Genomic DNA, 25,758 nt, shown 5'->3' with positions numbered 1-25,758 from the left:
TTAAGCCTGCCAGAAAATCGCTCATTTGGAGCCTAAATGCATGAAAGCAAACCCTCTGGAAATCAACGGAGAGGTTATCCTTCCCGGTGAACGTCGCACACTCAATATCCCTGTTGCGGCACTCGTCACGAACTCAGACGTCGACCTTACCGTACAGATCATTCATGGTAAAAAGCCCGGCCCTGTTTTACTGGTGTCTGCTGCCATTCATGGTGATGAACTCAACGGTGTTGAGATCATTCGTCGCCTATTAAAGCTGCGCCAACTTAACAGTTTATCCGGCACGCTTTTAGTTGTCCCCATTGTTAACGTTCATGGCTTTTTAGCCCACAGCCGTTATTTGCCCGATGGTCGGGACCTTAACCGCAGCTTCCCAGGGTCTGCCAAAGGTTCATTAGCCGGTCGTTTAGCCCACAGTTTTATGAACAAAATTGTTTGCCACGCCACTCACGGTATTGATTTACATACTGGGGCACGGCACAGAGCAAATCTGCCACAAATCCGCTTTGATCCAAAAAAATCCTGACTGCACGATGATGGCTAGAGCCTTTGGCTTGCCTGTTATTTTGCACTCCGAGAGCAAAGAAGGCACATTTCGTAAAGCGGCGGAAGACAGAGGTATCCCGATAGTCTTATACGAAGCAGGTGAAGCCCTGCGCTTTGATGAGGTTTGTATTCGAGCTGGAATGAACGGCATCGTCAATGTGATGCGCCAGCTAGGTATGATTCGTAAAACACGGCGTAAAACAGAACCTCAAGAACCTACCGTGGCGTTGAACTCGCTTTGGATTCGCTCACCTAGTAGCGGTATTTTACGGACATTACTACCCTTGGGTGCCCGCACGACAAAAGGCAGTGTTATTGCTTTAGTGGCTGACCCAATGGGAGAGTTTGAGGTAGAAGTGACCGCGCCTTGCGAGGGCATTGTTATTGGGCGGGTAAACCTGCCGCTGGTGCATGAAGGTGAAGCCTTGTTTCATATTGCACGCTTCAAAGAAGATGCCAGTGATATCGTCGATCAGGTTGAAGCCTTTACCGGTGAGCTAGAACCCGATACCCCAATGGAGCCGCCACAGCAACCGGATCTAGCACCTATTATCTCTTAAATTCGGCTAGAATCTATAATATCCCCCATAGGTGTTTTAAGCCTATGGGGAGATCGAATATCAAATCTGTCGATATAGATGATATAGATATTAGTGCAGATATTCGCCTTCATCCTCATCGTCATCACCGCTTGGGCCACTAGGGTAGGTAATCACCCCCATATTTTGGCAGTCATCCACAAGCTGACGTGTGTATTCCATCACATTAAGTAAAAAATGACGGAACTGGCTAAAAGAAACACCCGCGCGGGTATGCAGTGTATCCATCATCACCAACTTTGGCAGTGCTTCATCGGTAATTTCGACAAACACCTTAAGATGAGGAAATGCAATATTGATACGACCCATTTCTATGGTTAGAGGTAACAGTGCCGTAGGTCTTAACTCCACCTCTGTGGTCAGCACCAGATGATCCGATTCAACAAAAATACGGCTATCAAGCACACCATCTAACTGTTGTAGGTCGGTCAAATGTAAGCCATCGCAGTGCTCACAGATATAATTAGTGGTTGAACCTTCGTTTAACCAGCGTCTGACCTGATCGCTATCAGGTACAAAAAGGGGTTCCATAATATCCTCGATAAGTCTTATAAGACCGAGTATTGAGATCGTTTGGTCTAATATTCTTATTATAACGGGCTGGCTGTTTTTAGCCTAGGAAAGACACGGTTAAGTCTTTCCTAGGTTGACCCGTTAGAACATCCAGTGACCCAGAACCCAAGAACCCGCATAGCCAACGGTATAGGCGATCAACAGCGGTAAAATAAAGCGGACATAACGACCAAAAGTTAAGGCGCCAATTTTGCTCATCATCACAATACCCGCCGCAGAGCCGATGATCAGTAACGACCCACCCACACCAACAGCATAAGTTAAGCCCATCCAATCCTGGGTGCTCATATTGATACCGGATTTTAATACTGCTGCCGTCAGTGGTACGTTATCAATACCAGCAGATAGCACGCCCATCAGATAATTAGCCATTACCGGCGGCATCATCTCATACAGATTAACCAGTGATTCCAGCACGCCAATCTCTTTCAACATACCCACTAACAACAAAATACCAAGGAAGAAGAGCAGGGTCTCAAATTCGATGACTCGAATGTAATCCATAATAGGATCTTCGTTATCGTCATCATCATAAGAGCGAGCCACCAAAAACATCAGCGACATACCCGCAAGGAACGTTAACATCGGTGGCACATGGAACAGAGCATTGAATACAATCGTCAATAAAATGGTGCTGAGGAAAATCATACCAATCACTAAATCCACTCGACGAATTGGCGTCATCTTTTTCTCAATCAACACCTCGCCTTTTAAACCATAGGAGAGCATCAACGTCAGCGTAATAACCCCTAACAGAGCAGGCAGTGATAGATAGAGCAACTGCAAAACACCGACATGGCCAGACAGAAAGATCATCAAGGTGGTGACATCACCGGTAATTAAGGCGACACCGCCAGAGTTAACCGAAAAAACCACAAGGGCAGCAAAACGCAGCGTCTTCTTTGCTTCTAAATTAAGAGACAAAATCAAAGCAGCGGAGACCAGTGTTGCGGTTATGTTGTCGGCGATGGAGGAAAAGATAAAACAGAATAAACCTGTCAGCACCAGCAACATACGCTCAGAGATTCGGGCAGGTAGGAACAGGTAGATAAGATTCTGAATCAATCCTTTCTTGTTCAAGTAAGCAACAAAGGTCATTGCAGCCACTAAGAACAGCCAAAGTTCGGCGATCTCAGAGATACTTTCCGATAAGCCTTCCTCAATACGCAATAAAGCGGCATCATTTTCAGGAAAGATAAACATCAGCAGCCAAGATACTGTTCCTAGAAACAGGGTCACTTTGGCTTTATTGATATGGATTACTTCTTCAAAAACCACGCCTAACAACGCTAGAAAAGCGAGCGCTATAAGGCATGTGTGCAGTAGCTCAGTCATGGGGGCCTTCTTAGATTTTTAGTCTTATTTTTTGCTGCAAAGCCATTTGATGCAGCGCGGCAATTTTTTAGTGCCGAGATTATAAGGTCAAAGCGGTTCAATTCGGTATAGGTCTTCCGAGGTATTTCTTTTAATCAAGCGACCTATACTGCTAACTCAACAGCTTGTCAGGCCTAAATTAGGCTGATAGCAACCCATAATCCTAGACCAATAGCTCTAGGTGAACAGACAATTCCGAGTAAAACACTATGATATAAGTCATTAAACACGTTGTGATGATGCTGCTCGCTTTATTGCCATTACTTTATTGTCATTACTTTCTTCACCGCTAGAGCCTTTTATATGACCGGTCAACGTACACCTACACCTCTTAGTGATTTAAGCCTGCAAAGCCACTTCCAGCAGCTACCTGACCATCACTATCAACAGGTTCAACCCTCGCCACTGCGTAATCCATACTTGGTGAGTGTGAACAGTGATGTGGCCCATAAACTCGGCCTAGACCTCTGTACGCTTCATCCTGATGAACTGGCTGAATTTGGTTCAGGAAGTCGCCTGTTTAATAGCAGCCAGCCGATTGCGATGAAATACACGGGCCATCAGTTTGGTGCTTATAACCCTCAGCTGGGAGATGGTCGTGGCTTATTACTGGGCGAACACCTTGGCCCTGATGGTCTTCTTAGGGATTTTCATCTTAAGGGCGCCGGTAAAACCGCCTATTCACGCTTTGGAGATGGACGCGCAGTCTTACGTTCGAGTATTCGTGAGTATTTAGCCGGTGCGGCTATGGCGGGCTTAGGTATTCCAACCACGGAGGCCCTTTGTCTTGTGGGATCATCGGATACCGTTATTCGGGATGGTTTCCCTGAACCTTGTGCCACAGTATTAAGGGTGACACCTTGCCATATCCGTTTTGGTCATTTTGAACACCTGTACCATAGCCATCGTTTTAACGAGTTACAGCAGCTTAGCCAGTATGTTATAGACCGCTATTACCCCGACTGTGCTAAAAGTGATAACCCACCACTACTGCTGATTCGGCAGATCATTCAACGCAGCGCCAGTTTAGTGGCTCAATGGCAGGCCTACGGTTTTGTTCATGGCGTGATGAATACCGATAACATGTCGATTATTGGCGAAACCTTCGACTTTGGCCCGTTTCAATTTATGGATAGCTATAAAGCGGATCAGGTGAGCAACCATTCAGACCATCAAAGCCGATATGCTTTTAAGCGCCAGCCCGACATCATGCTCTGGAACCTATTCTGTTTAGCCCAGTGTTTTATGCCCTTAGTGACCGGTGACGGCGCAGAAGAGGCCAAGACGGCACAGGGTTTGTTGGAGTATGAACTGGCTGAGTTTTCAGGTTATTACAAGGCCTGTTATCTCAACTTAATGCGTCAACGCTTAGGCCTTTCGGTAGACCCCAAACAGGATCAAGGGGATCAACAACTCATTGATGAGCTTTGGCGCTTATTAGAAGCACAACAAACGGATATCACACTGTTCTTTCGCTTATTGAGTGAAACACCGGAGAAGGAACAACGGCACAAGCTGGCGGGAATAACAACGCAAGCAAAGGCGTTTGAGATTTGGCTTGATCGCTATCATCAACGTTTACTGGTTGAGAACTCTGACACCGCCCTACGCTTAACCGCCATGCAAAAGGTCAATCCAATATACTTATTGCGTAACTATATGGCACAGGAAGCGATTGAACGGGCTTATCAAGGGGATATGGGACGAGTGAACGAGCTACTGATTTTACTCCGTGATCCTTTTAACAAACACAAGGTGCTGGAACAGTATGTAGGCCCGGCCCCTCAATGGGCTTCGGGAATCAGTTTAAGTTGTTCATCTTGATATATCTGGGCTGATAAATAGACCGTGTTCAGGTCATTATCGCGCATAAATAATGCCAACCGCCCACAGGGCCGGTTGGCATGTTTACCGGTTTTAGCTTCTTGCTACACCTTTAAGCGACTGAGTTGATCATCCAATAAGCCAACGACTTTAGTCAGCTCTTGGCGTACACCGTCAATAGTTTGCGCTTGATCATTCAGCTCTTTAGCGGTATCACCAATCCCGACAATACTACGACTAATCTCACTATTCACTTGGCTTTGCTCTTCTGCAGCAGAAGCAACCTGCACCGTGTTATCGCCAATCAGGTTGACTTGAGTGGCCAGCTCTTTCAAACTTTCGACACTTTCAGCAATACTCTCAGTTGTTTTCTCGGTGCGCTCACGGTTGTTGTTAACTTCATCCACCGCTTCCTGCACGTTGTTCTGCAAGCTTTTAACCAGCTCGTTAATCTCTTCTGTCGATTTCTGGGTGTTCGCCGCAAGGTTGCGGACTTCATCGGCAACAACCGCAAAGCCTCGACCGTGCTCACCAGCCCGAGCCGCTTCAATGGCTGCGTTTAAGGCCAACAAATTCGTTTGATCTGCAATATCAGAGATCGCCCCAACAATTTGGTTAATATCATTACTGCGGTCAGAAATACCCATGATACGTCTACTGTTATTCTCTAAAGCTTCAGCAATATTTCTTACTTGAGAAACACTGTGATCAAAGCTTTCTTGTGTACCACTAAGGATCGTTTCTGAAAGCTGAGTACCTTCGGCGCTGGTTGCGGCTAATCGAGCCACTTCAGCACTGGTCGAGGCCATCTCTTCCATTGCGGTGGCAACACTGTCTGTTTCTGATGTTTGCCGTGCAATGGTCTCACTGGTAATGGTTGTCGCTTCACTCAATAAATTGGTTTGCTTTTGAACCTGTAAGCTTTGGTTCTGCAACTCTAAAATCATCTCACGGAGATTAGCAATAAACTGGTTAATCCCTTGGCTGATTGCAATCAGCTCTTTATGATTTTCAATATCCAGCGTTTGAGTTAGATCCCCGTCAGCACTACTTAAATTAAAGACTCGATCTCGCATCTGATTCAGTGGTCGTGTAATCGTGCCGACAAAAAGGATAATAACCGCAGCGCCAATACCAATCGCAACTAATGAGAACGTTAGCTGAGTGCCCAGTGTTTTACGAACATCTGCTTGTAAGCCTTCTTTTAGTTTATTAACCCCCGCAAAAGCGACGCTTTCCGGTACGGTCATAATAAGCTGCCAATCGGTATTGGCCGCATCAATATGCACTTTACGACTTGAGACCAGAAGCCCTTGATACTTAAGCGTCGTATCAAACTTGCCTTGCAGATTCTGAGAAAATGCCTGATCCGCATCAGAAAGTGGGTGTGATAGGCGGCTTTTAAACTGACTACTAGCAACAATCCGCCCTTTTCCGGTAATCAGATGAAGTTCAGCTTCACCATCAAACAGTTCACCAGCCATCGTTTCCATTAACGTTTGCAACTCAGGCAAGTTAATATCCGAGCCAGCAACCCCGACAAACTGTCCGTTCTTTAATAATGGCGTCACTAAGCTGGTCATTAAAACTTTTTTGCCCGGCTCAATCTCGTAAAGGTAAGGCTCAACAATACAGGTCTTACTGCTCTCATAACTGCATAAATACCATTCGGATTCCCGATCACCTAATTCATTAAGAGCCTTAGAATACTTTCCTTGGGGATTACTCGTACCATAGTGAACAATCTTAGAACCCTCACGAACCCAATAGGTCTCTAATGTACCAATGGATGTCGTATGGCCACCACTACCCATCATTTCAAGATCGCGGCCATCGTAGCCATTCTTCTCAAATTGAATATAACTTGAGCTAACTAATGTATTCGCAATTAAAGCTTGGCCTGCCAGTAGCTGTATTTGCTCACGGGAGAACTTAAGGTTCTCATCATCCAAAGTACCACTAACAATTTTATTCATGGCAACAGGCGTATCAAACGCACGGTTCATATAACTCGTTGCGTCACTTGCAACGCGCTGTGACGCTTGCTCAAGAATAGCAAAAACCCGATCCTGACTTGAAACCGATATCTGATGCACAACCTCTTTTGACGTATGATTCATGGCGCTCGTACCAACCCAGGTCATCCCCCCAAGCGCCAAAACTAAAATACCTATAGAAAAAAGTAACAGCTTGCTTTTCAATGACCAGCTTTTCATAAGACTCACCAACCTAATATTTATAAATTCAGTATTTATAAACCTAATATTTAGGCTTCATCCATGAAGACATTTACTTAGGTATTATTTTTCCACAGCACCCTTCATAGACCTTCCATTAAAACGCATCAAAGCGATAGCCCAGCAGAAAACCCAACTTGGTTACATATTAATACAATGTTTTCTAATTTATGGCTAGCACATTACAACCCAATGACAGCACGGATATCGAATTTATAAAAAATAGTGCTTAACTTAAATGATTCACTGTGAGCATTACTCCACCAACCAATATTTTAAGCCCGTTTGCTTCAGGAACACGTCTGCCTCCTTACCATGTAATAAGGCTAGCGTGGCAACTAAGCCACTTTGTGCGCAACTAGGTGCGGCAACAGTGATGGAGCGTGGGGTATTTTGAATGGGCCAACCCGTTTGAGGGTTTAAAACATGACTGTAGCGTATACCGTCTTTTAATAGATAGCGTTGACTATCGCCGGAGGTAGCCAAACCACCACCGGATAAGCTGAGTAAGGCAAGAGAGCTTTTATCACACCCTTCAGTGATATCAGGGCACTCAATAGCAACTTTCCAACTATCACCATTTATTCTTGGGCCGCTGCAGGCCATATCTCCACCTAAATTAACCAGCAGTGACGTTTCAATTTTTTCTTCCTGAACATGCGAAAGCATCAAGCCCAGTGCTCTATCGACGGCATACTCTTTAGCGATACCACCAAAATCAAGCTCCATACCTTTTGGGAGTAATAATTGAGCCTGATGACCGTGTCGTCTAAAATCCAATTTAGACCAACCAATACTCGGTAACAGTGCCTCAATATCCTTAGACTCTGGTAACTGATCGCCACCATTAAAAGTCCAAGCCCTTCGTAAAATACCCGACGTTAAATCAAATAAACCATCGGATATCTGCCAACCTTGATCAGCAAATTCCAATAACCGATAGGTTTCATCATCAATTTTTTGCCAGCTACCAGGGTACTTGTGCATCTGCGCAAAAACATTGTCAGTGAGATAACGGCTATATTTCTGTTCTATTCGCCAAACTTCTCTAATGGCAATATCTGCTAGATGTTTTGCTAATCCAATACGGGATTCCGGCAGGTCTATCAGTAATTCACAATCACTTGCCATGGCATAAAACGAGACTTGAAAAAAATTCTGCTGATAGCCTATTTCAGGCTCAGGATGCTTACCATGCTTTATCACTAGTTTGGACTTTTTGGCGGATGGCTGGCTAGCGGACAGCTTGGTAGCTAATGTTTGGGGAGATAGCGGTGGGATAGGTAATAGCTCAGAGGTTTCATTCATTCCATTGCTCTCGGCTGACAAGTCTAAATTAATCAAGATTCAATCAAAAAGGTTTCCTACCCTTCAGTCAACAAAGTGTAAGAAACCTTCTTTTTTTATTTATACCATTATAATCATCATCAAAATGAGACCGGAGAGGCAACTTGGCAAGAAACACGCGGAAAGGCATGCTTAAACACTCGCCTTAAAAGCGATAACCAACCGTCATCATCACGGCAGTATTATCAGGATATAACTCCTGACGGCTTAACTTACCAATACCTGACTGGCCTGTATTCGTTTCCTGGTAGAAAGACACACGAGTGTACAGTTCTTTACCTTCCCTTAAATGATAGCCGTACCTTAAGCCAATGGTATAGGTATCTAGATCACCTAAACGGTAATCAGCACTCACGTCGTCTAATGCGGGATACTCACTAGCCGTAACATATCGCTGATAGAAATCCGCTGCACTTTGACTATACCAGCGTAGCTGCGGTTCCAAATAATGCTGACCCAGATTCCAACGATAACGCAGGTCTAGTGTATGAGAGTTTATCCCCCAATCATCAAACATAAAGCGGTAGCTCAAGTCGAGAATATCACCGTTGTTTAGCTGGCGCTTACCTTGCCAAAACAATGCTTGCTTCAAGCGTGAGTCAGGTCGTTTCTCGTACAGATACAGATTATTACCGGCAAGCTGATAATGACCACCATAATTTGCTCCGCTGGCATCATCAATCACAGAGACTATCTTGTAAGGGTCATTCAGATAACCAGAGCTGGCGCTTAAGGAGTAGTTAAATTGCACTAGGGTTTTACGGTCAATGACCTGAGTCAGTCCCAGAATAATATCAACCACCTGTTTATTATCCGATGATCCATCACGGCTGTTATCAAAGTCGGTGCTGAATGCTGTACTACCAAACGTAGGCACACGGTTTAGACCGACAGGCAAGCCACCTTCTGGGTTCAGGGTATCTGAGGAAAGATTCATACCAAACGTTAAGGTCGTATTCTTCTGATTCAAATATCGAGAAACGCTACCGTTTGCGCCTAGCGATTGATAGTCATGCTCAGAAGAAAGGTAGCCACCGGCAGTGTAAGCCCAGTCTCGATTAATCGGCGCAGACCAGGTTGCAGAAAAAGCACCACGACCATCTTTGAAGGTATCATCCAGTGGCTGCTCGCCCTCGGATATGGTGTAACGACCCTTTCCTGAAGGTCGAGCAAAGGTCTGAGCCTGATCGGAAGGCGTTGCGCCATTAGGTGATGCGCCGGTTAAGGTATCAATAGCAAGCTTTAGGTTTAGCTTCGTTTCGCTATCAAAATTACGAGTGGCACTGATAACCGGCTCTAAGGCGCTGACCCGCCCATCACCTTCCGCATAAATTAAAGTGGCCGTATCAAAATCCCAGAGATCTAACTCTGCGGCCTGAGCTTGGGTAGGGAGTCCTGACAGCAGCGCACAACCGGCAGAGGCAAGCATTCCTGTTAGTCGATTATTTTTTTTAATTACAGCCACAGCCACCACCTCCAAATCCTCGTCCACCACTGGTGGCTTCTTTACTAAAATAAATGTGATCGTCTAAACCGGCTTCCACTGGATCAGAAATTAGCTGCATCTCCTGTTTTGCCAAAATATCCCGCTCCCAAGGTTTCACCCCTAGATTTGAGCATCCGGCCAGTAACATGCTGAACAGCAGCGTTGATAAAATAATGGTTCGTTGCATGATTAGTACTCCTACTCAGCTAACAAGGTTTTGAGAGTTTCTTCATAGCCATCCAAACGATCTTGGTGGAAACCGATATGTTGAGCACGAACCTTACCGTTGCGATCAATTAAGTAGCTGGACGGCATTCCTATAACGCCATAGGCCTCAGGTAATTGAGCCTCAGTATCCAGCAGTACCGTGAACTGTGCAGGAATATCCTGTAAGAACTCCCGAGCCAGTTCTGCATCTTGATCTAAATTAATAGCCACCACTTTTAAGCCTTTATCCCCGTACGAACTTTCAGCGCCGTATCGCTGTTGTAACTGATTCATCCAAGGAAAAGATTGGCGACACGGCCCACACCAAGAGGCCCAAAAATCCACTAAGACTACCTGACCTCTGTAATCAGCTAAGGTAGCAGAGCCACCGTTTATATCCGGTAGCGACACCTGTGCCATTGGCGCATAAATAGCTTGATCTGCCGGCTCTATATCCACGGCATAAGTTATTAACGGGGCACCAGAAAGTGTTAGCACAAGGCCAACACTGATCAGTGATTTTTTGAGTAAAGAAGACATATAGGAACTCCCTGTCATAGCAATAACCGATGATTAATTTTGTCATCTTGGTTTTAGCTGAATTGTCCCGTAGAAAACTTAAGAATTTCTTAAGAGTTGTAAATTATTAATTAAGAAATTCTTAAGATTACAGGCAGAAGATAACACTAAATTCAGTGACAAATGCCTCATACAAACATATGTAAGCCCACCTTCGGCTCGACGAGGGTTATCTCGTTTTTTATGTATGAATCATCTGTTTTTATGCTTGATCTGTCTCAGGGATATTAAGAGGATCTAATGACGTTTCTTACTTTCAGCCGCCCACTAAACCATGTGTTCAATCAAGCTATAAGGCAGGCAATACGACTGTTTTTGATCTGTGTCCTCGTCTTATTATCAACTACAAGCCATGCTCGCTCAGAGCTAGACAGACAAAGTGAGGTAGATACTTCGTTTTTATCACCGGAACAGGCATTTCGCCTTGAGTCCAAACAGACCCACGATGGTTCGTTAACGATAAATTGGAAGATTGCGCCGGGATATTATCTCTATCAGCACAGAGTTAACGTAACCAATAAGCAAAAAGAAACCATTAACAACGTAGTTTTTTTGAGTACACCAGAAGAGAAAGACGATCCTAATTTTGGTCTTGTTCAAGTCTTTCATCATCAATTAACGATTAAGGTGTTGCCGTTATCCGATCAAATTTGGTTGAACTATCAAGGTTGTTCTGAAAACGGGTTGTGCTATCCGCCTCAACGAAAAATGCTCAAAGTTAACCCTGCTAAACTAGCCCTTGCAGCGGAACTAACACCCACCGTCAATCCTACGCTAGAGGATGACGCTGGAGCCATTACCACCATGTTAATCGGGGCTGATGGTTATTGGGTAGTGCTCACCTTTTTCATACTAGGCCTTGGCTTAGCATTAACCCCCTGCGTACTCCCTATGATTCCGATACTTGCGGGGATTATCGCAGGTCAAAGGGAGAATATAACGCTACGCAGAGGGATAGGTTTATCTACGGCTTATGTGCTAGGTATGGCAGTGGCTTATACTCTGACAGGGGTTTTGGTCGGATATTTTGGTGCCCAAATGAATCTACAGGCTTCGTTACAAAGTCCTGCCGCTCTGGTTATTTTTTCTATTCTTTTTGTTGCGCTAGCACTGGCTATGTTTGGTTTTTATGAACTGCAACTTCCCGCATTTCTTCGCGATCGCTTAAATCTTATGGGAAAGAATCATAGAGGGGGTAAATATATCAGTGTTGCCCTTATGGGGCTGATATCTGCATTAGTTGTTTCACCCTGTGTTTCTGCCCCTTTAGCTGGTGCATTAGTTTATATCAGCACTACAGGCGATGCATTTTTTGGCGGTGCATCGCTGTTTGCTCTAAGCCTAGGCATGGGAGCACCACTCATTCTAGTCGGGGTTGGTGGTGGTCAATGGCTACCTCGTGCAGGCAACTGGATGTTAGATGTTAAGGCCTTTTTTGGTGTTTTGCTGTTAGGTGTTGCTATCAGCCTGCTCAGCCGTTTAATACCGGGAAATAGCACTCTTTTACTCTGGTCTCTTCTTGCGATGACCTACGCCGTTCATCTGGGCAATTTTGGTCAGCTTGAACCCTTAAGCCCTTGGGGTAAAACTCGAAGAGGATTATCCATTGCATTAATGGTCTACGGCATCTGTCTTATGCTAGCGGGGCTTGCAGGGCAGGATGATCCATTAAAACCATTAGATTTTTCTCATGCATCTGCACGAATTCAGGGACAATCAATACCATTTGAAGTAAAGCCACTATTCACTCGTTATAATTCAGTTACGGCAATACACCAAGCCATAAAACAAGCCCGTCATAAAAAACAGCCCGTTGTCGTTGACCTATATGCAGACTGGTGTGCCAGCTGCAAAGTGATGGAACGTGATGTGTTTCGTCAGCCTGAAGCCCAAGCGTTGGCTCAAGAGGCTGCTTTTTTTCAATTGGATATCACAGACAGCACACCAAAACAGATGGCTTTTTTACAGCAACATGGACTTTTTGGGCCGCCTAGCTTACTTTTTTACCCCGCTGAGACTAACCAAAAGCTCATAAATCGCAACAAAGAAAATAGTACGCAGAGCGATGAAACCGTCGTTCGTGTTCAGGGGGAAATTAATCTTGAGCAGTTTATCCGTCACGTTAAGGCCGTGCGTTCCCGTTAAGATATCACCCGATATACATTGGCTGAAATACCTTCATTTTTTAGTCATTAAATAGGCACTCGAATAATGCGCGTACTTCTTGTTGAAGATGATTCAGGCTTAGGCTCAGGCCTGCAAGTTGCCCTAAAGCCTGAAGGTTATACTGTTGACTGGCTTACGGATGGCCTGCAAGCACTACAGGCTCTTGAAACCGATTGTTTTGACCTGGTTATTCTTGATTTAGGCTTACCACGTCTTGATGGACTATCTATTTTACGTCAAGTACGCGCCCAGGGGAAAAATACCCCAATCCTAATTCTTACGGCCAGAGATGCAGTACAAGACAGAATTGATGGTTTAGACTCAGGAGCCGATGACTACTTAATTAAGCCCTTTGAGATGACCGAACTCAAAGCCCGCATACGCGCTTTACTGCGTCGAAGCTCTGGTCGAGCTCAGCCAATTATTAAGTATCGCGGGATCGAACTAGACCCTTCCAGCCAAAAAACGTGTTATGACGGTATTCCCGTAGAGCTCACCCGTAGAGAGTACACTCTTCTTCATGAAATGCTCTGCCAACCAGGACATGTCTTCACTCGAGATACACTCCAACAAATGCTATATGGCTGGGATGGCGAGGTCGAAAGTAACGCAATGGAAGTTCATATTCATCATCTGCGCAAGAAGCTATTCCCTAAGCTTATTCGTACCTTAAGAGGCATTGGCTATGTTATCGACAAAGAGGAAATGTAACGTGCCGTCTTTTCGCTCCACCTCGATTCGCCGGCGCATACTCTCCATTGTGCTCTTGCTATTGACAGGTATGAGCATACTTATTGGCATTGCCAGCTTTAAAGATGCAAGCCATGAAATTGAAGAAATATTTGATGCTCGCTTGGCTCAAAATGCCCGTATTCTTCAGGCGCTAGTCATTGGTATTCACGAAAGTGGCCTTGATAACAATCAAGAACAACATCTACAACAAGCGTTTGAGGATGCCCTCTTGCTTGAGGCTGGAGCGAGTACTGTTGGGCATAAATATGAAGGTAAAATAGCCTATCAGGTATGGCACGGTGATCGGCTTTTAATGCGATCAATCAACAGCCCTATAACGCCTATGACTAATGGTCATATTGGCTTTAATACTCTGCAGTACCAAGATACTTGGATCACTTTTACACTAAAAACCCACTCTGAACGCTACCCTTTTACCGTTGTTGTTGCTGAACGAGAAGATGTTCGCGGTGAACTAGTTGGCAAGGTAATGCTACAAACCCTGATCCCGGATGTGATTGGTATTCCTATTCTTGCGGCTCTTCTTTGGTGGGCTGTAGGCTGGGGGCTTTCACCTTTAAAAGAGCTTACCAGTCTTATAAAAGAACGCACACCAGATAACCTAAATCCTATTCAATTATCAAAATCACCTAGCGAATTAATACCTATCCAACAGGCGTTAAACACACTGTTAGATGCAGTCCAAACGGTGCTGGACCGTGAACAACGATTAATCGCTGATGCCGCCCATGAACTGAGAACCCCTTTAACGGTATTAAGAATTCATGCGGATAATGCTGTTCATGCAAAAACGGCCACAGATAGGCATCAAGCCCTTGAGCAATTAACACGGGGAGTTGACCGTTCAACCCGCATTGTAGGGCAGCTGCTAACGTTAGCGCGCTTAGATCCTGATATTAACAAGGCTCGCCGCAGTAGTTTGAATCTTTTACAAGCATCGCGCCACTATCTCGCTGATCTAATGCCTATTGCTTGGCAGGCTAAGGTTGATGTCAGTTTAGAAACGGTAAATCACGGGGCAAACAAAGAAGGTTCTTGGGCTTACATTATGGAAGATGGCGCGTTAGAAATCGTGCTGCAGAATTTGATTACCAATGCGGTTAAATTCTCTTCAGAGGAAAGTACGGTTGAGGTGTTATGGGCGCAAAATGAACACGAATTCATCCTCACTGTTCAAGACCACGGCTACGGAGTATCCCCAGAACGCTTTTCACGGCTAACAGAACGCTTTTACCGCGAAGGCAATGAAACAGGTGCAGGCTTAGGGCTTTCTATTGTACAAAGAATCACCGAGCGGCACTCGGGAAAAATTGAACTGGCCAATACCCAGGGCGGCGGTCTTAGCGTGAATATCATCTTTCCTAAAAATAAAAGCGATACCTCGGAAAAACCGAGGCATCGTTAACCTGCGGCCTATTTAAAGCCGTTATTTCTTGCAGAAACCTTGCTGATTAAGACGGTCCTTCATAAAAGGACGAGCTTCTTTACTCAGAATGGTACTGATTTGATCCGACCAAGATTGATCCACTTTACCACCGGTGCGCATATCATAATAATCACGCATTGTTTGGTCGTAATCACTTAACACCTGTGTATCTAGCGCTTGATATTCATTAGTATGCAATACCAGTTCTTCCGGTAGACGAGGCTTTTTACCCGGCTCCTGATCAGGGTATCCGAGACACATACCAAACATTGGGAAAACATGTTCTGGCAGCTTTAGAAGTTCACAAACCTTATCAGGGTTATTACGCAAACCACCAATATACACACCACCCAAACCAAGAGATTCAGCCGCTAACAAACAGTTCTGCCCCATCAAGGCACTATCAACCGCTCCTATCAACATCTGCTCTGTAAAACCTAGCTTAGCATCAGGTTTGATCTGTTGGTGACGATTAAAGTCCGCACAAAATACTAAGAATTCCGCCGCAGAAGCCACATAAGCCTGACCACCGGCACACTCAACTAACGACTCACGCAGAGATGGATCAGTAACACGTATAATGCTGACACATTGAATATTACTGGAAGATGAGGCGGCCCGAGCACAATCGATCAGGGTAGTCAAAGTTTCTGAGCTAATATTCTGCTCGGTGAATTTACGAATCGAGCGGTGTGCTAAAATCGTTTCAATCGTGTTATTCATAGTACAAACTCCCTGAATAGCTCGGTAAACCAATGGATTAGCGATAAAAAAATCCGGCGCTCAAGGAGCATACCGGATTTTTTTCTAGCGAACAGCGCCTAATTTAGGGAATCCCCTTTCTGGCTTCGTTCTTATATTTAACGCTTACACTAACGCCGCAAATACTTTTTCACGGATATCATCAACGCTACCTACACCGGCAACATGGGTGTATTTAGGTGCTTCTGCTGCGCCTGTCGCTTGCCATGATTTATAGTAATCAACTAACGGTGCTGTTTGCTCATGATAAACACTTAGGCGATGACGAACGGTTTCTTCTTTATCATCTTCACGCTGAATAAGGTCTTCACCTGTTGCATCATCTTTACCTTCAACCTTAGGCTGGTTGAAGATGACATGATAGGTACGACCTGAAGCAGGGTGTACACGACGACCACTCATACGCTTAATGATCTCTTCGTCCTCAACTGCGATCTCTACAACGTGATCGAGCTCTACACCCGCATCCTTCATAGCATCGGCTTGAGGAATCGTGCGAGGGAAACCATCAAATAGGAAGCCTGCTTTGCAATCATCCTGGGTAATACGCTCTTTTACCAGAGAGATAATCAGCTCATCTGATACCAAGCCACCGGTTTCCATAATCTCTTTAACTTTCAGGCCTAGCTCAGACCCTTCTTTAACGGCAGCACGAAGCATATCGCCTGTAGAGATTTGAGGGATACCAAACTTCTCACAAATAAACTGAGCTTGAGTACCTTTACCAGCGCCTGGAGCGCCCAACAAAATTAAACGCATGGAGTAATGCTCCTTAATGTAATTATTTAATCGTTTATTCTTTTTAAGTGAGATACAACCTCGGTGTATCTTACTCGAATTCTTTATCTATTCAGGTGTGGCGCTTATTGTTAGTGATCGCCTGAAGAGTCGCACCTGACAGCAAGGACTTAACAAGTCTGATCAGTCAAATCCGGTACAAATAGGAAAACGACAATACCTGTACCGCAGATCAAAAACAAGGATACGTTCGTTGTAACCGGCAAACGATCGTTTGTTTAATTTCTAGCTAAACGTAGCACCTTTAATATTAGCGATCGAGTGCTAAACGTAAGCCAAAAGCAACCATAACAGAGCCAATCAAACCATCAATAACACGCATCACGGAACCCTTAGATAACCAATGTGCCGCTTTGCCGACCATTAAGATTAAAACGAGCTGCCAGATATTAGCTATACCAAAATGCACACCGGCTAAAAAGAGCGACTTTAGCATGGCAGGCTCTTCTGGTTGAATAAATTGAGGTAAAAAAGCCATATAAAAAACAATAGTTTTTGGATTGAGCACATTGCTTAAAAAGCCCTCACGAAATGAGCGCCAATAGTCAGGATCACTTGCTTTTTCTGTGCTGACAATCGTTCGATCCAGTATAACCCCAGCGTTCCCTCTAAATGCTGATCGAAAGCTCTTTATCCCCAGCCAAATAAGATACAGTGCCCCAACCAATTTTAAAGCGGTGAACAACGCTGCCGACTGGAGAAGTATGAGAGAAATACCACCTGCCGAAATAATCGCATGGACAAACAACCCTAAACAAAGCGCCACACTCGTGACAAGACCATCCCAAACACCGCCTCGTAACGTATTTCGAATAACAACAATCGTATCTACACCTGGCGACATCGTTAGCAGTGTAATAGCGATTAAGAAAGTCCAGAACTGTTGATCAAAAAAAGAAAGTAACACAGCAAGAAAGTCATTCATCACAGAGCTCTATTATTCAAGAGGGAAAGTAAGCGGCTAATCATACCCAACATGATCATAAAACAGTACTAGCAGCAGGAAGAACCGCCTGAAAATGATGAAGAAAATCGCAGAAATAGACCATAAAAAGGCGGTATTCCGAAGAATACCGCCACAGGCACAACACCCCTTTCGGGTAACAATGGAGCTTCCGTCAGCTACTAAGCCGGCACAGGCTTACATCAGCATCTGACGAATATCAGCGAGAACTGCTGCAATAAACGCCGTGAAGCGCGCTGCATCAGCTCCGTTGATCGCCCGGTGATCATAAGAAAGCGACAACGGCAGCATTTGCCGTGGCACAAAGTCACTTCCATTCCACACAGGCTTAATACTGGCTTTCGATACGCCAAGAATAGCCACTTCCGGTGCGTTAACAATCGGGGTAAATGCTGTGCCACCAATCGAACCTAAGCTCGAAATAGTAAAGCAACCACCTTTCATATCATCGCCTTTCAGCTGTTTCTTCTGAGCGCGCGAGGCCAGATCTGCCGTTGCATCAGCCAGTTCCCAGAGAGACATCTGGTCAACATTACGAACGACTGGCACAAGTAGTCCGTCTGGCGTATCAACAGCAAAACCGATATTGATATATTTCTTATGGATCAGCTTATCACCGTCTGGATGCAACGATACATTAAACTGAGGGTATTTCTGTAGTGCATAAGCGCAAGCTTTCAGAATAAACGGCATTGGCGTCAATTTAGAGCCACGCTTTTCTGCTTCCGCTTTCATCGATTTACGAAATTTCTCAAGTTCTGTGATATCCGCTTCATCGAACTGAGTGACATGAGGTACATTCAACCAAGAGCGATGCAGGTTAACCGCACCAGCTTTTAATAGACGCCCCATCGGCTTCTCTTCGATCTCACCAAATTGGCTAAAATCAATCGTAGGAATTGCCGGAATACCTGCACCACTACTTGCAGCCGTAGGGGCTGATTTTGGCGCAGATTTAGCTTGCTGCATCACCTGTTTCACATAAACCTGAACATCTTCTTTCAGGATACGGCCCCGAGGGCCGCTAGGTGTTACATCAAGTAGATCAATACCAAACTCACGGGCAACCATACGAACCGATGGGCCGGCGTGTACTTTACCTGAACGTCGGCCAGTATCCGCACTTGGTGTTACCGCTGGAGATACAGGTGTTGCCGCTGGAACCGCTGAAGATACAGATGCTGCTGGAGTGATCGTTGAAGCAGCAGCAGTCTGTGCTGGAGCTTCTTCCATAACTTCCATCACACCCAGTAGGTCACCTTGGTTTACAGTTTGACCTTCTGTGATAAAGAACTCGACCAACTTACCAGCGTAAGGCGCTGGAATATCCATGGTCGCTTTATCGGTTTCCAGAACGATCAAGCCATCTTCTTCTTGCAGATCCGCACCAACAGCAACCGAAACCTCAATGACAGGTACGTCAGAGTTACCGCTCAAGTCTGGAACGTAAATTTCTTTACGCACAGGGCCTGCAGCAGGTGCCGGGGCCGATACTGGGGCAGGGCTAGCCGCAGGAGCTTGCTCAGCAACAGGAGCAGGAGCAGCATCAACACCTACCGCTTCAACCACACCGCCCGCCGTTTCAACGCGCAGAATTTCGCTACCTTCTGAAACCTTAGCACCGGTACTGATCAGAATTTCAATCACTTTACCGGCAACAGGAGAGGGTACTTCCATAGAGGCTTTATCTGACTCCAGCACAACAATGGAATCTTCCTCTGCAATCTCGTCACCAACAGATACACTAATCTCAATGACTTCAACTTCACCGTCATCACCAATATCTGGCACACAAACGGTCTGCACACTTGGGGCTGCGGCAACAGATGGCGCTGCTTTTTGTGGTTCTTGAGACTGTGTCACTTCTTGTTGAACCGCTGTCGCTTCTTGTTGAACCGGTACCGCTGCCGCTTGAGTCGCAGCAACAGGAGTCTCTTGAGCCGCTGCGTCAGTACCTTCAAGTTCTAATTCTAGAATGTCGTGACCCTCAGAAACCTGATCACCTACATTAATTTTAATCGCTTTTACTATGCCTGATTTCGGGCTAGGTATATCCATCGATGCTTTATCTGATTCTAAAACAACCAGAGAATCTTCGGCCTCAACGCGGTCACCCACTGCAACACAGACCTCGATGACTTCTACATCAGAATCTCCGCCGATATCCGGCACTTTGATGATTTCAGTACTCAAAGCTCTCGCTCCTATTCGATTGGTTTGACTCGGTATTTATGGTTTAAACCGAGTCAAAGCTGTTACCTGTTAGTTGTTCAATAATGGCGTATTATTTTGATATAAAAGTCAGGGCAGCAGATTTAGGCTGCCCCGCACACGCCGATTTTTAGCAATAATTAACAGGTCAGTGGGTCACATTTTTCTGGATTGATGTTGTATTTCTTAATCGCTTCAGCCACAACTTTACGCTCAACTTCACCGCGATCGGCTAGGGCTTTCAACGCAGCAACAGCGACGAAATAGCGATCCACTTCAAAGAAGTGACGCAGTTTCTGACGGGTATCTGAACGACCAAAGCCATCGGTACCCAGTACCCGATAGTCTGTCGGGATAAAGCTGCGTACCTGATCAGCATGCAGTTTCATGTAATCAGTCGAAGCAATCACAGGCCCCTGACGCTCTTTCAAGCAAGAAGTAATGTACGCTTCTTTCTCATCCGATTCAGGATGCAAGAAGTTTTGTCGATCGGCAGCCAAGCCATCACGACGCAGCTCGTTAAAGCTGGTCACACTCCAAATATCAGCCTCAACACCAAAGTCTGCTTTCAGCAGTTCAGCACCAGCAATCACTTCACGCAGAATCGTACCAGAACCCATTAGCTGTACTTTCAGCGTGCTATCACCGCCTTCTTTCAGCAGGTACATACCTTTCAAGATACCCTCTGCAGCACCTTCAGGCATAGCAGGCTGTTCATAGTTTTCGTTCATAGCAGTCAGGTAGTAGAAGCAGTTTTCTTGCTCCTGATACATACGACGTAAACCATCTTGAACAATAACCGCCATCTCGTAAGCATAAGCAGGGTCATAGGTGACACAGTTAGGGATAGTACCTGCCAGAATATGGCTGTGACCATCCTGGTGCTGCAGACCTTCACCGTTCAGCGTTGTACGACCTGCAGTACCGCCTACTAGGAAGCCTTTAGCCTGAATATCACCGGCCAACCAAGCGATATCACCGATACGCTGGAAGCCAAACATGGAGTAGTAGATGTAGAAAGGAATCAATGCATAGTTGTGATTGCTGTAGCTAGAACCTGCGGCAACCCAAGCAGACATAGCACCGGCTTCAGAGATACCTTCTTCAAGGATCTGACCTTTCTTATCTTCTTTATAGAACATAATCTGGTCAGCATCTTCCGGCTTATATTTCTGACCTTCAGAGGTGTAGATACCTAGTTGACGGAACATACCTTCCATGCCGAAAGTACGCGCCTCATCTGGCACGATAGGCACAACACGTTCGCCAATCGCTTTATCTTTAACCAAACCCGACAGAATACGAACAAAAGCCATCGTGGTGGATACTTCACGACCATTAGAACCTTTCAGCTGGGCTTCAAATATCTTGTTGTCCAGACCCGGAATTTCCAACGGTTCAAAGCTCTTACGACGAGCCGGTAGATAACCGCCTAAACGCTTGCGCTGAGCTTGCATATACTGCATTTCAGGGCTGTCATCAGCGGGTTTGTAGTAAGGCACGTCTTCTAACTGAGCATCCGTCAGAGGAATACCAAAGCGATCACGGAACTTCTTCAGTCCCGCCATCTGCAGGGATTTAACCGAATGAGTGTCGTTAGTCGCTTCACCATCTTCACCGATACCGTAACCTTTAACGGTATGAGCTAGAATAACCGTTGGTTTACCTGTGGTATTAACGGCCTCATGGTATGCGGCATAAACTTTATACGGGTCGTGACCACCACGGTTCAGACGATAGATATCTTCGTCTGACATATCTTTAACCATGTCAGCCAACTCAGGATATTTGCCAAAGAAGTGTTCGCGGGTGTACGCGCCACCTTTTTGCTTGTAGTTCTGGTATTCACCATCAACCACTTCATCCATGCGTTTCTGCATGATGTCTTTGTTGTCGCGCTCAAACAGAGGGTCCCAGAAACGCCCCCATACTACCTTGATTACGTTCCAACCAGCGCCACGGAAGACACCTTCAAGCTCAGTAATCACGCTGCCGTTACCACGAACAGGGCCGTCAAGGCGCTGCAGGTTACAGTTAATCACGAAGATCAAGTTATCTAGTTTTTCACGACCAGCTAGCGAGATTGCCCCCAGAGTTTCTGGCTCATCACATTCACCATCACCAAGGAAAGCCCAAATTTTACGGTCATCCATCGGCTTCTTGCCGCGGCTGTCCAAATACTTCATCACATGGGCTTGGTAAATAGCGCCCAACGGGCCAAGTCCCATCGAAACGGTCGGGAACTGCCAGTAATCTGGCATCAGCCAAGGGTGTGGATAAGAAGATAGACCACCGCCGTCAACTTCCTGACGGAATTTATCCAGCTGCTCTTCGCTTAAACGGCCTTCAAGGAAAGAACGAGAATAGATACCCGGTGCCGTATGACCTTGGATATAAACCAAGTCGCCTTCGAAATCGTCTTTCGGCGCACGGAAGAAATAGTTAAAGCCTACGTCATATAGCGTAGCACTGGACATAAAGCTTGAGATATGACCGCCAATGCCTGGGTTCTTTTTATTAGCCCGCATGACCATCGCAATCGCATTCCAACGAATCACAGATCGAATACGACGCTCCATGAACAAATCACCAGGCATACGTGCTTCACGGTGAACCGGAATAGTATTACGGTGTGGTGTGGTGATTGAGAACGGCGGTTGAGCGCCATCACGGCGTAAACGGTTACCCAGTTCGCTTAGCAGAAACTGAGCACGATCTTCCCCTTCGCGATCCAGTACAGAATCCAGTGAATCTAACCATTCCTGGGTTTCTATCGGATCAAGATCTGCTCGTGTATCCAGACTCATATTATCAACTCTCCGCATTTTTTCCGATTCAGCCGAGTCACAGATCATGTGACCATTCGGGTGTTTGCACCTTGTAAGGTACTTGTAGTTTATTTACACCCAGAACATTTCGGACTTTTTAATCTGTAGCAATATTTCCGTTTTTTTTACCGAAACACTGCAACCACCCCATATCGCAAGCGCGAAATGATTCAATATTTGCAGACCTGAGATTTATCGGCCTGACTTTTGTTTGACGGTACTTATTATAAATGTAATCCGTCGAGTCTTGTAAAAATACTACAAAAAAAAATTAAAGACAAAAATTAGAGTGTCTAAGCCCCTACATTCTGGTCACTAACTAGACAAAGGTCATATAAAAAACCGCTATTCGTACGATCATGTCAGCCTGACAATATCAGTCCGCAACGTCAGCCACCTGATAACGTCAACCATGCTGCCCCGCGAACGCCACTAGAATCACCATACTGAGGTGGTGCTATCTGGGTCTTTACCCCATCAGAAAAGACATAACGAAGCAAATACGCTTCAACCTTGTTATAAAGTAACGTTAGATTGCTCATTCCACCGCCGAGCACAATCAAATCTGGGTCAAGAAGATTAATGACACTGGCTAAAGCTGCGGCCAACTGATTGGCATAACAATCAACCGCCCTCAAAGCAATCTGATCTCCTTGGCAGGCAAGGTCAGCAATCTGTTTTGCCGTTAAATTTTGATCCGTATTTCTATGTTCAGAAGCGGCCTCAAGATGCTCACAATAGGTTTTAGCAAACCCAGGGCCCGATAAAAAAGTTTCAACACAATTAGCCCTACCACAGTAACACAGCCGATCAGCCATCCCTTTAACACCCTCACTAGGCATTGAATTATGGCCCCACTCTCCGGCTATTCCATTGACACCAAGCAAGACATTCTGTTCCACGACAATCCCACCGCCGACACCTGTTCCTAAAATAATGCCAAAGACGACTTGAGCATTTTTTCCCACACCATCTACGGCTTCTGATAGCGCAAAACAGTTCGCATCATTAGAAATCTTTATCTCTTTGCCCAGTAACTTGGCTAAATCTTCTCTCAAAAAACGACCATTAAGGCAGGTTGAGTTACAGTTTTTCATAGCACCATTAACTTGAGATACGGCCCCAGGCGTGCCCAAACCAACGCTAGAAAATGAACCAAATTTCTGCTCTGCCATCGAGACTAATGCCGCAATAACCGCTAAAGTTGCCGTGTAGTTATTTTTTGGTGTAGGCATCCGTTGACGAAAAACGATCACGCCCAGAGGGTCAAGAACTACCGCTTCAATTTTAGTACCGCCTAAATCGATCCCGAGATACATTTTCTTTCACCCTTAAGGCAGTCTCTGCCTTTTGTTCTTTACCGTCTATTGTACAATTCAAACACTACAACTTACTTTATTGGGTATGAGTTATGAGCTTCTTAGCTGCATTACAGCGTCACATGGACACCGTGCAACAACTGGAAAGGTTAGAGCCTGGCATTAACACCTTGGCCGACCGAGTCGAACACGCAATCAAGCAAGGCGGTAAGGTATTTTTTATGGGTAACGGTGGCAGCGCCGCAGACAGCCAGCACCTTGCCGCTGAGTTTGTTGTTCGTTACAAAAAAGAGCGCCCAACCCTTGCCGCTATTGCCCTAACAACGGACACCTCAATTCTAACCGCACACTCTAATGATTATAGCTTTGATACGGTATTTAGCCGTCAGATTGAGGCCTTAGCGCGCCCTGAAGATATTGTGATCGGTTTGTCTACATCAGGGAATAGTGCCAATATTATTGATGCTATTAAGGTCGCTAAAGAGATCGGGTGCTTTACCTATGCATGGACAGGTGAAAGCGGAGGAAAACTGTTAGATATCGCAGATGCTCTGCTAAAAATACCAACAACAGAAACGGCCCGTATTCAGGAAGCTCACATGGTGATTGGACATTGGCTTTGCGAAGCGATGGATGAGCGTTTTACCGACTGAAGACTCTACCCCACCTTTGTCTGCGCACAAAAAAGCGCCCGTTACCCATCGGGGAAAAGGCGCTTTTTTGTTGCGGTCTGACAGTCAGAAGGGTCTATTTAACTTCTTCACCATGGGCTTGTTTGTCCGCATGGTAGCTCGAGCGTACAAGCGGGCCAGAAGCAACATGTTTAAAGCCTAGACCTTCGGCAATAACCCGTAGCTCATCAAACTCATCAGGATGTACCCAGCGATCAATAGCCAAATGGTTTTTAGACGGCTGCATATACTGCCCTAGGGTTAGCATATCTACATTATGAGCTCGTAGATCTTTTAATACCTCAACAACCTGTTCTTTGGTCTCACCCACGCCGAGCATCAAGCCTGACTTGGTTAATACCTCTGGGCAACGCTCTTTATACTTTTTCAGCAGATCCAGTGACCATTGATAATCCGCTCCAGGACGTACTTTACGATACAGTGAAGGCACGGTTTCTAGGTTGTGATTAAACACATCTGGCGGCGTTTGCTGAAGAATATCCAACGCAACATCCATACGACCACGGAAGTCCGGCACCAGCACTTCAATCTCGATACTGTCCATACGCTTACGGGTTTCTGAAATACAATCCGCAAAATGCTGAGCACCACCGTCGCGCAGGTCGTCACGATCCACCGAGGTGATCACAACATACTTTAGGCGCATATCTGCAATCGCTTCCGCCAGCTCACGGGGCTCATCTTGATTCAGGTTATTTGGACGGCCATGGGCGACATCACAAAATGGACAGCGACGGGTACAGATATCACCCATAATCATAAAGGTCGCTGTACCGCCATTAAAGCATTCGCCAAGGTTCGGACAAGCGGCTTCTTCACATACGGTATGCAACTTACGGCTGCGCAGAGTTTCTTTAATCCGGCGAACCTCCGGTGTGGCGTACATACGAACGCGAAGCCATTCTGGCTTACGGGGAATCTCTTCTGTCGGAATAATCTTCACCGGAATACGGTCAGTCTTATCAGCACCACGCAGCTTAACACCCTGCTCAACCTTACCCGTTTTTTTAACTACTTTTTGGGTTGTTGCCGCAGCATCAACAATTTGAGAGTGTGTATCACTCATA

General features: G+C 45.6%; 21 protein-coding genes. 7 read left to right on the top strand and 14 right to left on the bottom strand.

Going from position 1 to position 25,758, the window contains the following annotated elements:
• The first annotated feature begins 40 nt into the window (after positions 1 to 40).
• On the top strand, positions 41 to 526 hold the full coding sequence (locus G517_RS21310) for a succinylglutamate desuccinylase/aspartoacylase family protein (protein WP_342662514.1): 486 nt from the start codon (positions 41 to 43) through the stop codon (positions 524 to 526).
• Between the two features lie 7 nt (positions 527 to 533).
• A complete protein-coding gene (locus tag G517_RS21305) occupies positions 534 to 1,106 on the top strand; it encodes a succinylglutamate desuccinylase/aspartoacylase family protein (protein ID WP_342662513.1) in 573 nt (190 codons plus the stop codon).
• Positions 1,107 to 1,196: 90 nt separating this feature from the next.
• Here G517_RS21305 and G517_RS19340 read toward each other — a convergent pair whose 3' ends face one another.
• Both G517_RS19340 and nhaD read right to left on the bottom strand, forming a co-directional pair.
• Positions 1,197 to 1,676, bottom strand: a complete 480-nt coding sequence (locus G517_RS19340) for a YbjN domain-containing protein (protein ID WP_051206423.1) — start codon at positions 1,674 to 1,676, stop codon at positions 1,197 to 1,199.
• Between the two features lie 123 nt (positions 1,677 to 1,799).
• A complete protein-coding gene (nhaD, locus tag G517_RS0114175) occupies positions 1,800 to 3,053 on the bottom strand; it encodes a sodium:proton antiporter NhaD (protein ID WP_028304959.1) in 1,254 nt (417 codons plus the stop codon).
• Positions 3,054 to 3,395: 342 nt separating this feature from the next.
• Here nhaD and G517_RS0114170 point away from each other — a divergent pair, with 342 nt between their 5' ends.
• Positions 3,396 to 4,916, top strand: coding sequence for a protein adenylyltransferase SelO (locus tag G517_RS0114170; protein WP_028304958.1), 1,521 nt, complete (start codon positions 3,396 to 3,398; stop codon positions 4,914 to 4,916).
• Between the two features lie 104 nt (positions 4,917 to 5,020).
• On the opposite strand, the gene G517_RS0114165 is transcribed toward G517_RS0114170, so the two are convergent.
• The 5 genes from G517_RS0114165 to G517_RS0114145 form a co-directional block, all read right to left on the bottom strand.
• Positions 5,021 to 7,132: a methyl-accepting chemotaxis protein gene (locus tag G517_RS0114165; protein ID WP_028304957.1), complete on the bottom strand. Its 2,112-nt coding sequence runs from the start codon at positions 7,130 to 7,132 to the stop codon at positions 5,021 to 5,023.
• Positions 7,133 to 7,408: 276 nt separating this feature from the next.
• Positions 7,409 to 8,461: an FAD:protein FMN transferase gene (locus tag G517_RS0114160; protein WP_245543257.1), complete on the bottom strand. Its 1,053-nt coding sequence runs from the start codon at positions 8,459 to 8,461 to the stop codon at positions 7,409 to 7,411.
• Positions 8,462 to 8,645: 184 nt separating this feature from the next.
• Positions 8,646 to 9,965 (bottom strand): DUF3570 domain-containing protein, encoded by a 1,320-nt coding sequence (locus G517_RS0114155; protein ID WP_028304955.1) that lies wholly within the window; start codon positions 9,963 to 9,965, stop codon positions 8,646 to 8,648.
• Positions 9,952 to 10,173 (bottom strand): DUF4266 domain-containing protein, encoded by a 222-nt coding sequence (locus G517_RS0114150; protein WP_211224298.1) that lies wholly within the window; start codon positions 10,171 to 10,173, stop codon positions 9,952 to 9,954. Before G517_RS0114150 ends, G517_RS0114155 begins: the two co-directional genes overlap by 14 nt.
• Before the next feature lie 11 nt (positions 10,174 to 10,184).
• The gene (locus tag G517_RS0114145) at positions 10,185 to 10,733 is read right to left on the bottom strand and encodes a TlpA family protein disulfide reductase (RefSeq protein ID WP_051206422.1); all 549 of its coding nucleotides are present in this window, start codon (positions 10,731 to 10,733) and stop codon (positions 10,185 to 10,187) included.
• Between the two features lie 279 nt (positions 10,734 to 11,012).
• Here G517_RS0114145 and dsbD point away from each other — a divergent pair, with 279 nt between their 5' ends.
• The 3 genes from dsbD to G517_RS0114130 all read left to right on the top strand — a co-directional run bounded on the left by dsbD (position 11,013) and on the right by G517_RS0114130 (position 15,096).
• Complete coding sequence (dsbD, locus tag G517_RS0114140) at positions 11,013 to 12,917, top strand: protein-disulfide reductase DsbD (protein ID WP_084632269.1); 1,905 nt, start codon at positions 11,013 to 11,015, stop codon at positions 12,915 to 12,917.
• A 66-nt stretch (positions 12,918 to 12,983) separates the two neighbouring features.
• Positions 12,984 to 13,649 carry a response regulator gene (locus tag G517_RS0114135; RefSeq protein WP_028304951.1) on the top strand — a complete coding sequence of 222 codons (666 nt, stop codon included), beginning with the start codon at positions 12,984 to 12,986 and terminating at the stop codon, positions 13,647 to 13,649.
• Position 13,650: 1 nt separating this feature from the next.
• Positions 13,651 to 15,096 (top strand): ATP-binding protein, encoded by a 1,446-nt coding sequence (locus tag G517_RS0114130; RefSeq protein WP_028304950.1) that lies wholly within the window; start codon positions 13,651 to 13,653, stop codon positions 15,094 to 15,096.
• A gap of 21 nt (positions 15,097 to 15,117) precedes the next feature.
• Here G517_RS0114130 and nfsA read toward each other — a convergent pair whose 3' ends face one another.
• The 6 genes from nfsA to G517_RS0114095 all read right to left on the bottom strand — a co-directional run bounded on the left by nfsA (position 15,118) and on the right by G517_RS0114095 (position 23,999).
• Entirely contained in the window at positions 15,118 to 15,840 is a 723-nt protein-coding gene (gene nfsA / locus G517_RS0114125; RefSeq protein WP_028304949.1) for an oxygen-insensitive NADPH nitroreductase, read from the bottom strand.
• Positions 15,841 to 15,984: 144 nt separating this feature from the next.
• Positions 15,985 to 16,638, bottom strand: a complete 654-nt coding sequence (adk, locus tag G517_RS0114120; RefSeq protein WP_028304948.1) for an adenylate kinase — start codon at positions 16,636 to 16,638, stop codon at positions 15,985 to 15,987.
• Between the two features lie 289 nt (positions 16,639 to 16,927).
• Positions 16,928 to 17,602, bottom strand: a complete 675-nt coding sequence (locus tag G517_RS0114115; RefSeq protein WP_036591533.1) for a LysE family translocator — start codon at positions 17,600 to 17,602, stop codon at positions 16,928 to 16,930.
• A gap of 216 nt (positions 17,603 to 17,818) precedes the next feature.
• On the bottom strand, positions 17,819 to 19,834 hold the full coding sequence (gene aceF, locus G517_RS0114105; RefSeq protein ID WP_028304946.1) for a pyruvate dehydrogenase complex dihydrolipoyllysine-residue acetyltransferase: 2,016 nt from the start codon (positions 19,832 to 19,834) through the stop codon (positions 17,819 to 17,821).
• A gap of 158 nt (positions 19,835 to 19,992) precedes the next feature.
• Entirely contained in the window at positions 19,993 to 22,659 is a 2,667-nt protein-coding gene (gene aceE / locus G517_RS0114100; RefSeq protein ID WP_028304945.1) for a pyruvate dehydrogenase (acetyl-transferring), homodimeric type, read from the bottom strand.
• Between the two features lie 410 nt (positions 22,660 to 23,069).
• A complete protein-coding gene (locus G517_RS0114095) occupies positions 23,070 to 23,999 on the bottom strand; it encodes an ROK family protein (protein ID WP_028304944.1) in 930 nt (309 codons plus the stop codon).
• A 92-nt stretch (positions 24,000 to 24,091) separates the two neighbouring features.
• On the opposite strand from G517_RS0114095, the gene G517_RS0114090 reads away from it, so the two are divergent.
• On the top strand, positions 24,092 to 24,652 hold the full coding sequence (locus G517_RS0114090) for a D-sedoheptulose-7-phosphate isomerase (RefSeq protein WP_028304943.1): 561 nt from the start codon (positions 24,092 to 24,094) through the stop codon (positions 24,650 to 24,652).
• Positions 24,653 to 24,746: 94 nt separating this feature from the next.
• Here G517_RS0114090 and lipA read toward each other — a convergent pair whose 3' ends face one another.
• On the bottom strand, positions 24,747 to 25,757 hold the full coding sequence (lipA, locus tag G517_RS0114085) for a lipoyl synthase (protein ID WP_028304942.1): 1,011 nt from the start codon (positions 25,755 to 25,757) through the stop codon (positions 24,747 to 24,749).
• Between the last annotated feature and the right edge of the window lies 1 nt (position 25,758).

Origin of the sequence: Oceanospirillum maris DSM 6286, from assembly GCF_000422865.1 — a bacterium.
In the GTDB taxonomy this organism is placed as follows: domain Bacteria; phylum Pseudomonadota; class Gammaproteobacteria; order Pseudomonadales; family Halomonadaceae; genus Oceanospirillum; species Oceanospirillum maris.
Note: the sequence above shows the minus strand (reverse complement) of the source record. Positions and strands in the feature narration are given on the sequence as shown.

What these genes read in the sequence shown, in the direction of transcription:
- G517_RS21310 (WP_342662514.1), top strand. Translation starts at nt 41, where the DNA reads ATGAAAGCAAACCCTCTGGAAATCAACGGAGAGGTTATCCTTCCCGGT.
- G517_RS21305 (WP_342662513.1), top strand. Translation starts at nt 534, where the DNA reads ATGATGGCTAGAGCCTTTGGCTTGCCTGTTATTTTGCACTCCGAGAGC.
- G517_RS19340 (WP_051206423.1), bottom strand. Translation starts at nt 1,676, where the DNA reads ATGGAACCCCTTTTTGTACCTGATAGCGATCAGGTCAGACGCTGGTTA.
- nhaD (WP_028304959.1), bottom strand. Translation starts at nt 3,053, where the DNA reads ATGACTGAGCTACTGCACACATGCCTTATAGCGCTCGCTTTTCTAGCG.
- G517_RS0114170 (WP_028304958.1), top strand. Translation starts at nt 3,396, where the DNA reads ATGACCGGTCAACGTACACCTACACCTCTTAGTGATTTAAGCCTGCAA.
- G517_RS0114165 (WP_028304957.1), bottom strand. Translation starts at nt 7,132, where the DNA reads ATGAAAAGCTGGTCATTGAAAAGCAAGCTGTTACTTTTTTCTATAGGT.
- G517_RS0114160 (WP_245543257.1), bottom strand. Translation starts at nt 8,461, where the DNA reads ATGAATGAAACCTCTGAGCTATTACCTATCCCACCGCTATCTCCCCAA.
- G517_RS0114150 (WP_211224298.1), bottom strand. Translation starts at nt 10,173, where the DNA reads ATGCAACGAACCATTATTTTATCAACGCTGCTGTTCAGCATGTTACTG.
- G517_RS0114145 (WP_051206422.1), bottom strand. Translation starts at nt 10,733, where the DNA reads ATGTCTTCTTTACTCAAAAAATCACTGATCAGTGTTGGCCTTGTGCTA.
- dsbD (WP_084632269.1), top strand. Translation starts at nt 11,013, where the DNA reads ATGACGTTTCTTACTTTCAGCCGCCCACTAAACCATGTGTTCAATCAA.
- G517_RS0114135 (WP_028304951.1), top strand. Translation starts at nt 12,984, where the DNA reads ATGCGCGTACTTCTTGTTGAAGATGATTCAGGCTTAGGCTCAGGCCTG.
- nfsA (WP_028304949.1), bottom strand. Translation starts at nt 15,840, where the DNA reads ATGAATAACACGATTGAAACGATTTTAGCACACCGCTCGATTCGTAAA.
- adk (WP_028304948.1), bottom strand. Translation starts at nt 16,638, where the DNA reads ATGCGTTTAATTTTGTTGGGCGCTCCAGGCGCTGGTAAAGGTACTCAA.
- G517_RS0114115 (WP_036591533.1), bottom strand. Translation starts at nt 17,602, where the DNA reads ATGAATGACTTTCTTGCTGTGTTACTTTCTTTTTTTGATCAACAGTTC.
- aceE (WP_028304945.1), bottom strand. Translation starts at nt 22,659, where the DNA reads ATGAGTCTGGATACACGAGCAGATCTTGATCCGATAGAAACCCAGGAA.
- G517_RS0114095 (WP_028304944.1), bottom strand. Translation starts at nt 23,999, where the DNA reads ATGTATCTCGGGATCGATTTAGGCGGTACTAAAATTGAAGCGGTAGTT.
- G517_RS0114090 (WP_028304943.1), top strand. Translation starts at nt 24,092, where the DNA reads ATGAGCTTCTTAGCTGCATTACAGCGTCACATGGACACCGTGCAACAA.
- lipA (WP_028304942.1), bottom strand. Translation starts at nt 25,757, where the DNA reads ATGAGTGATACACACTCTCAAATTGTTGATGCTGCGGCAACAACCCAA.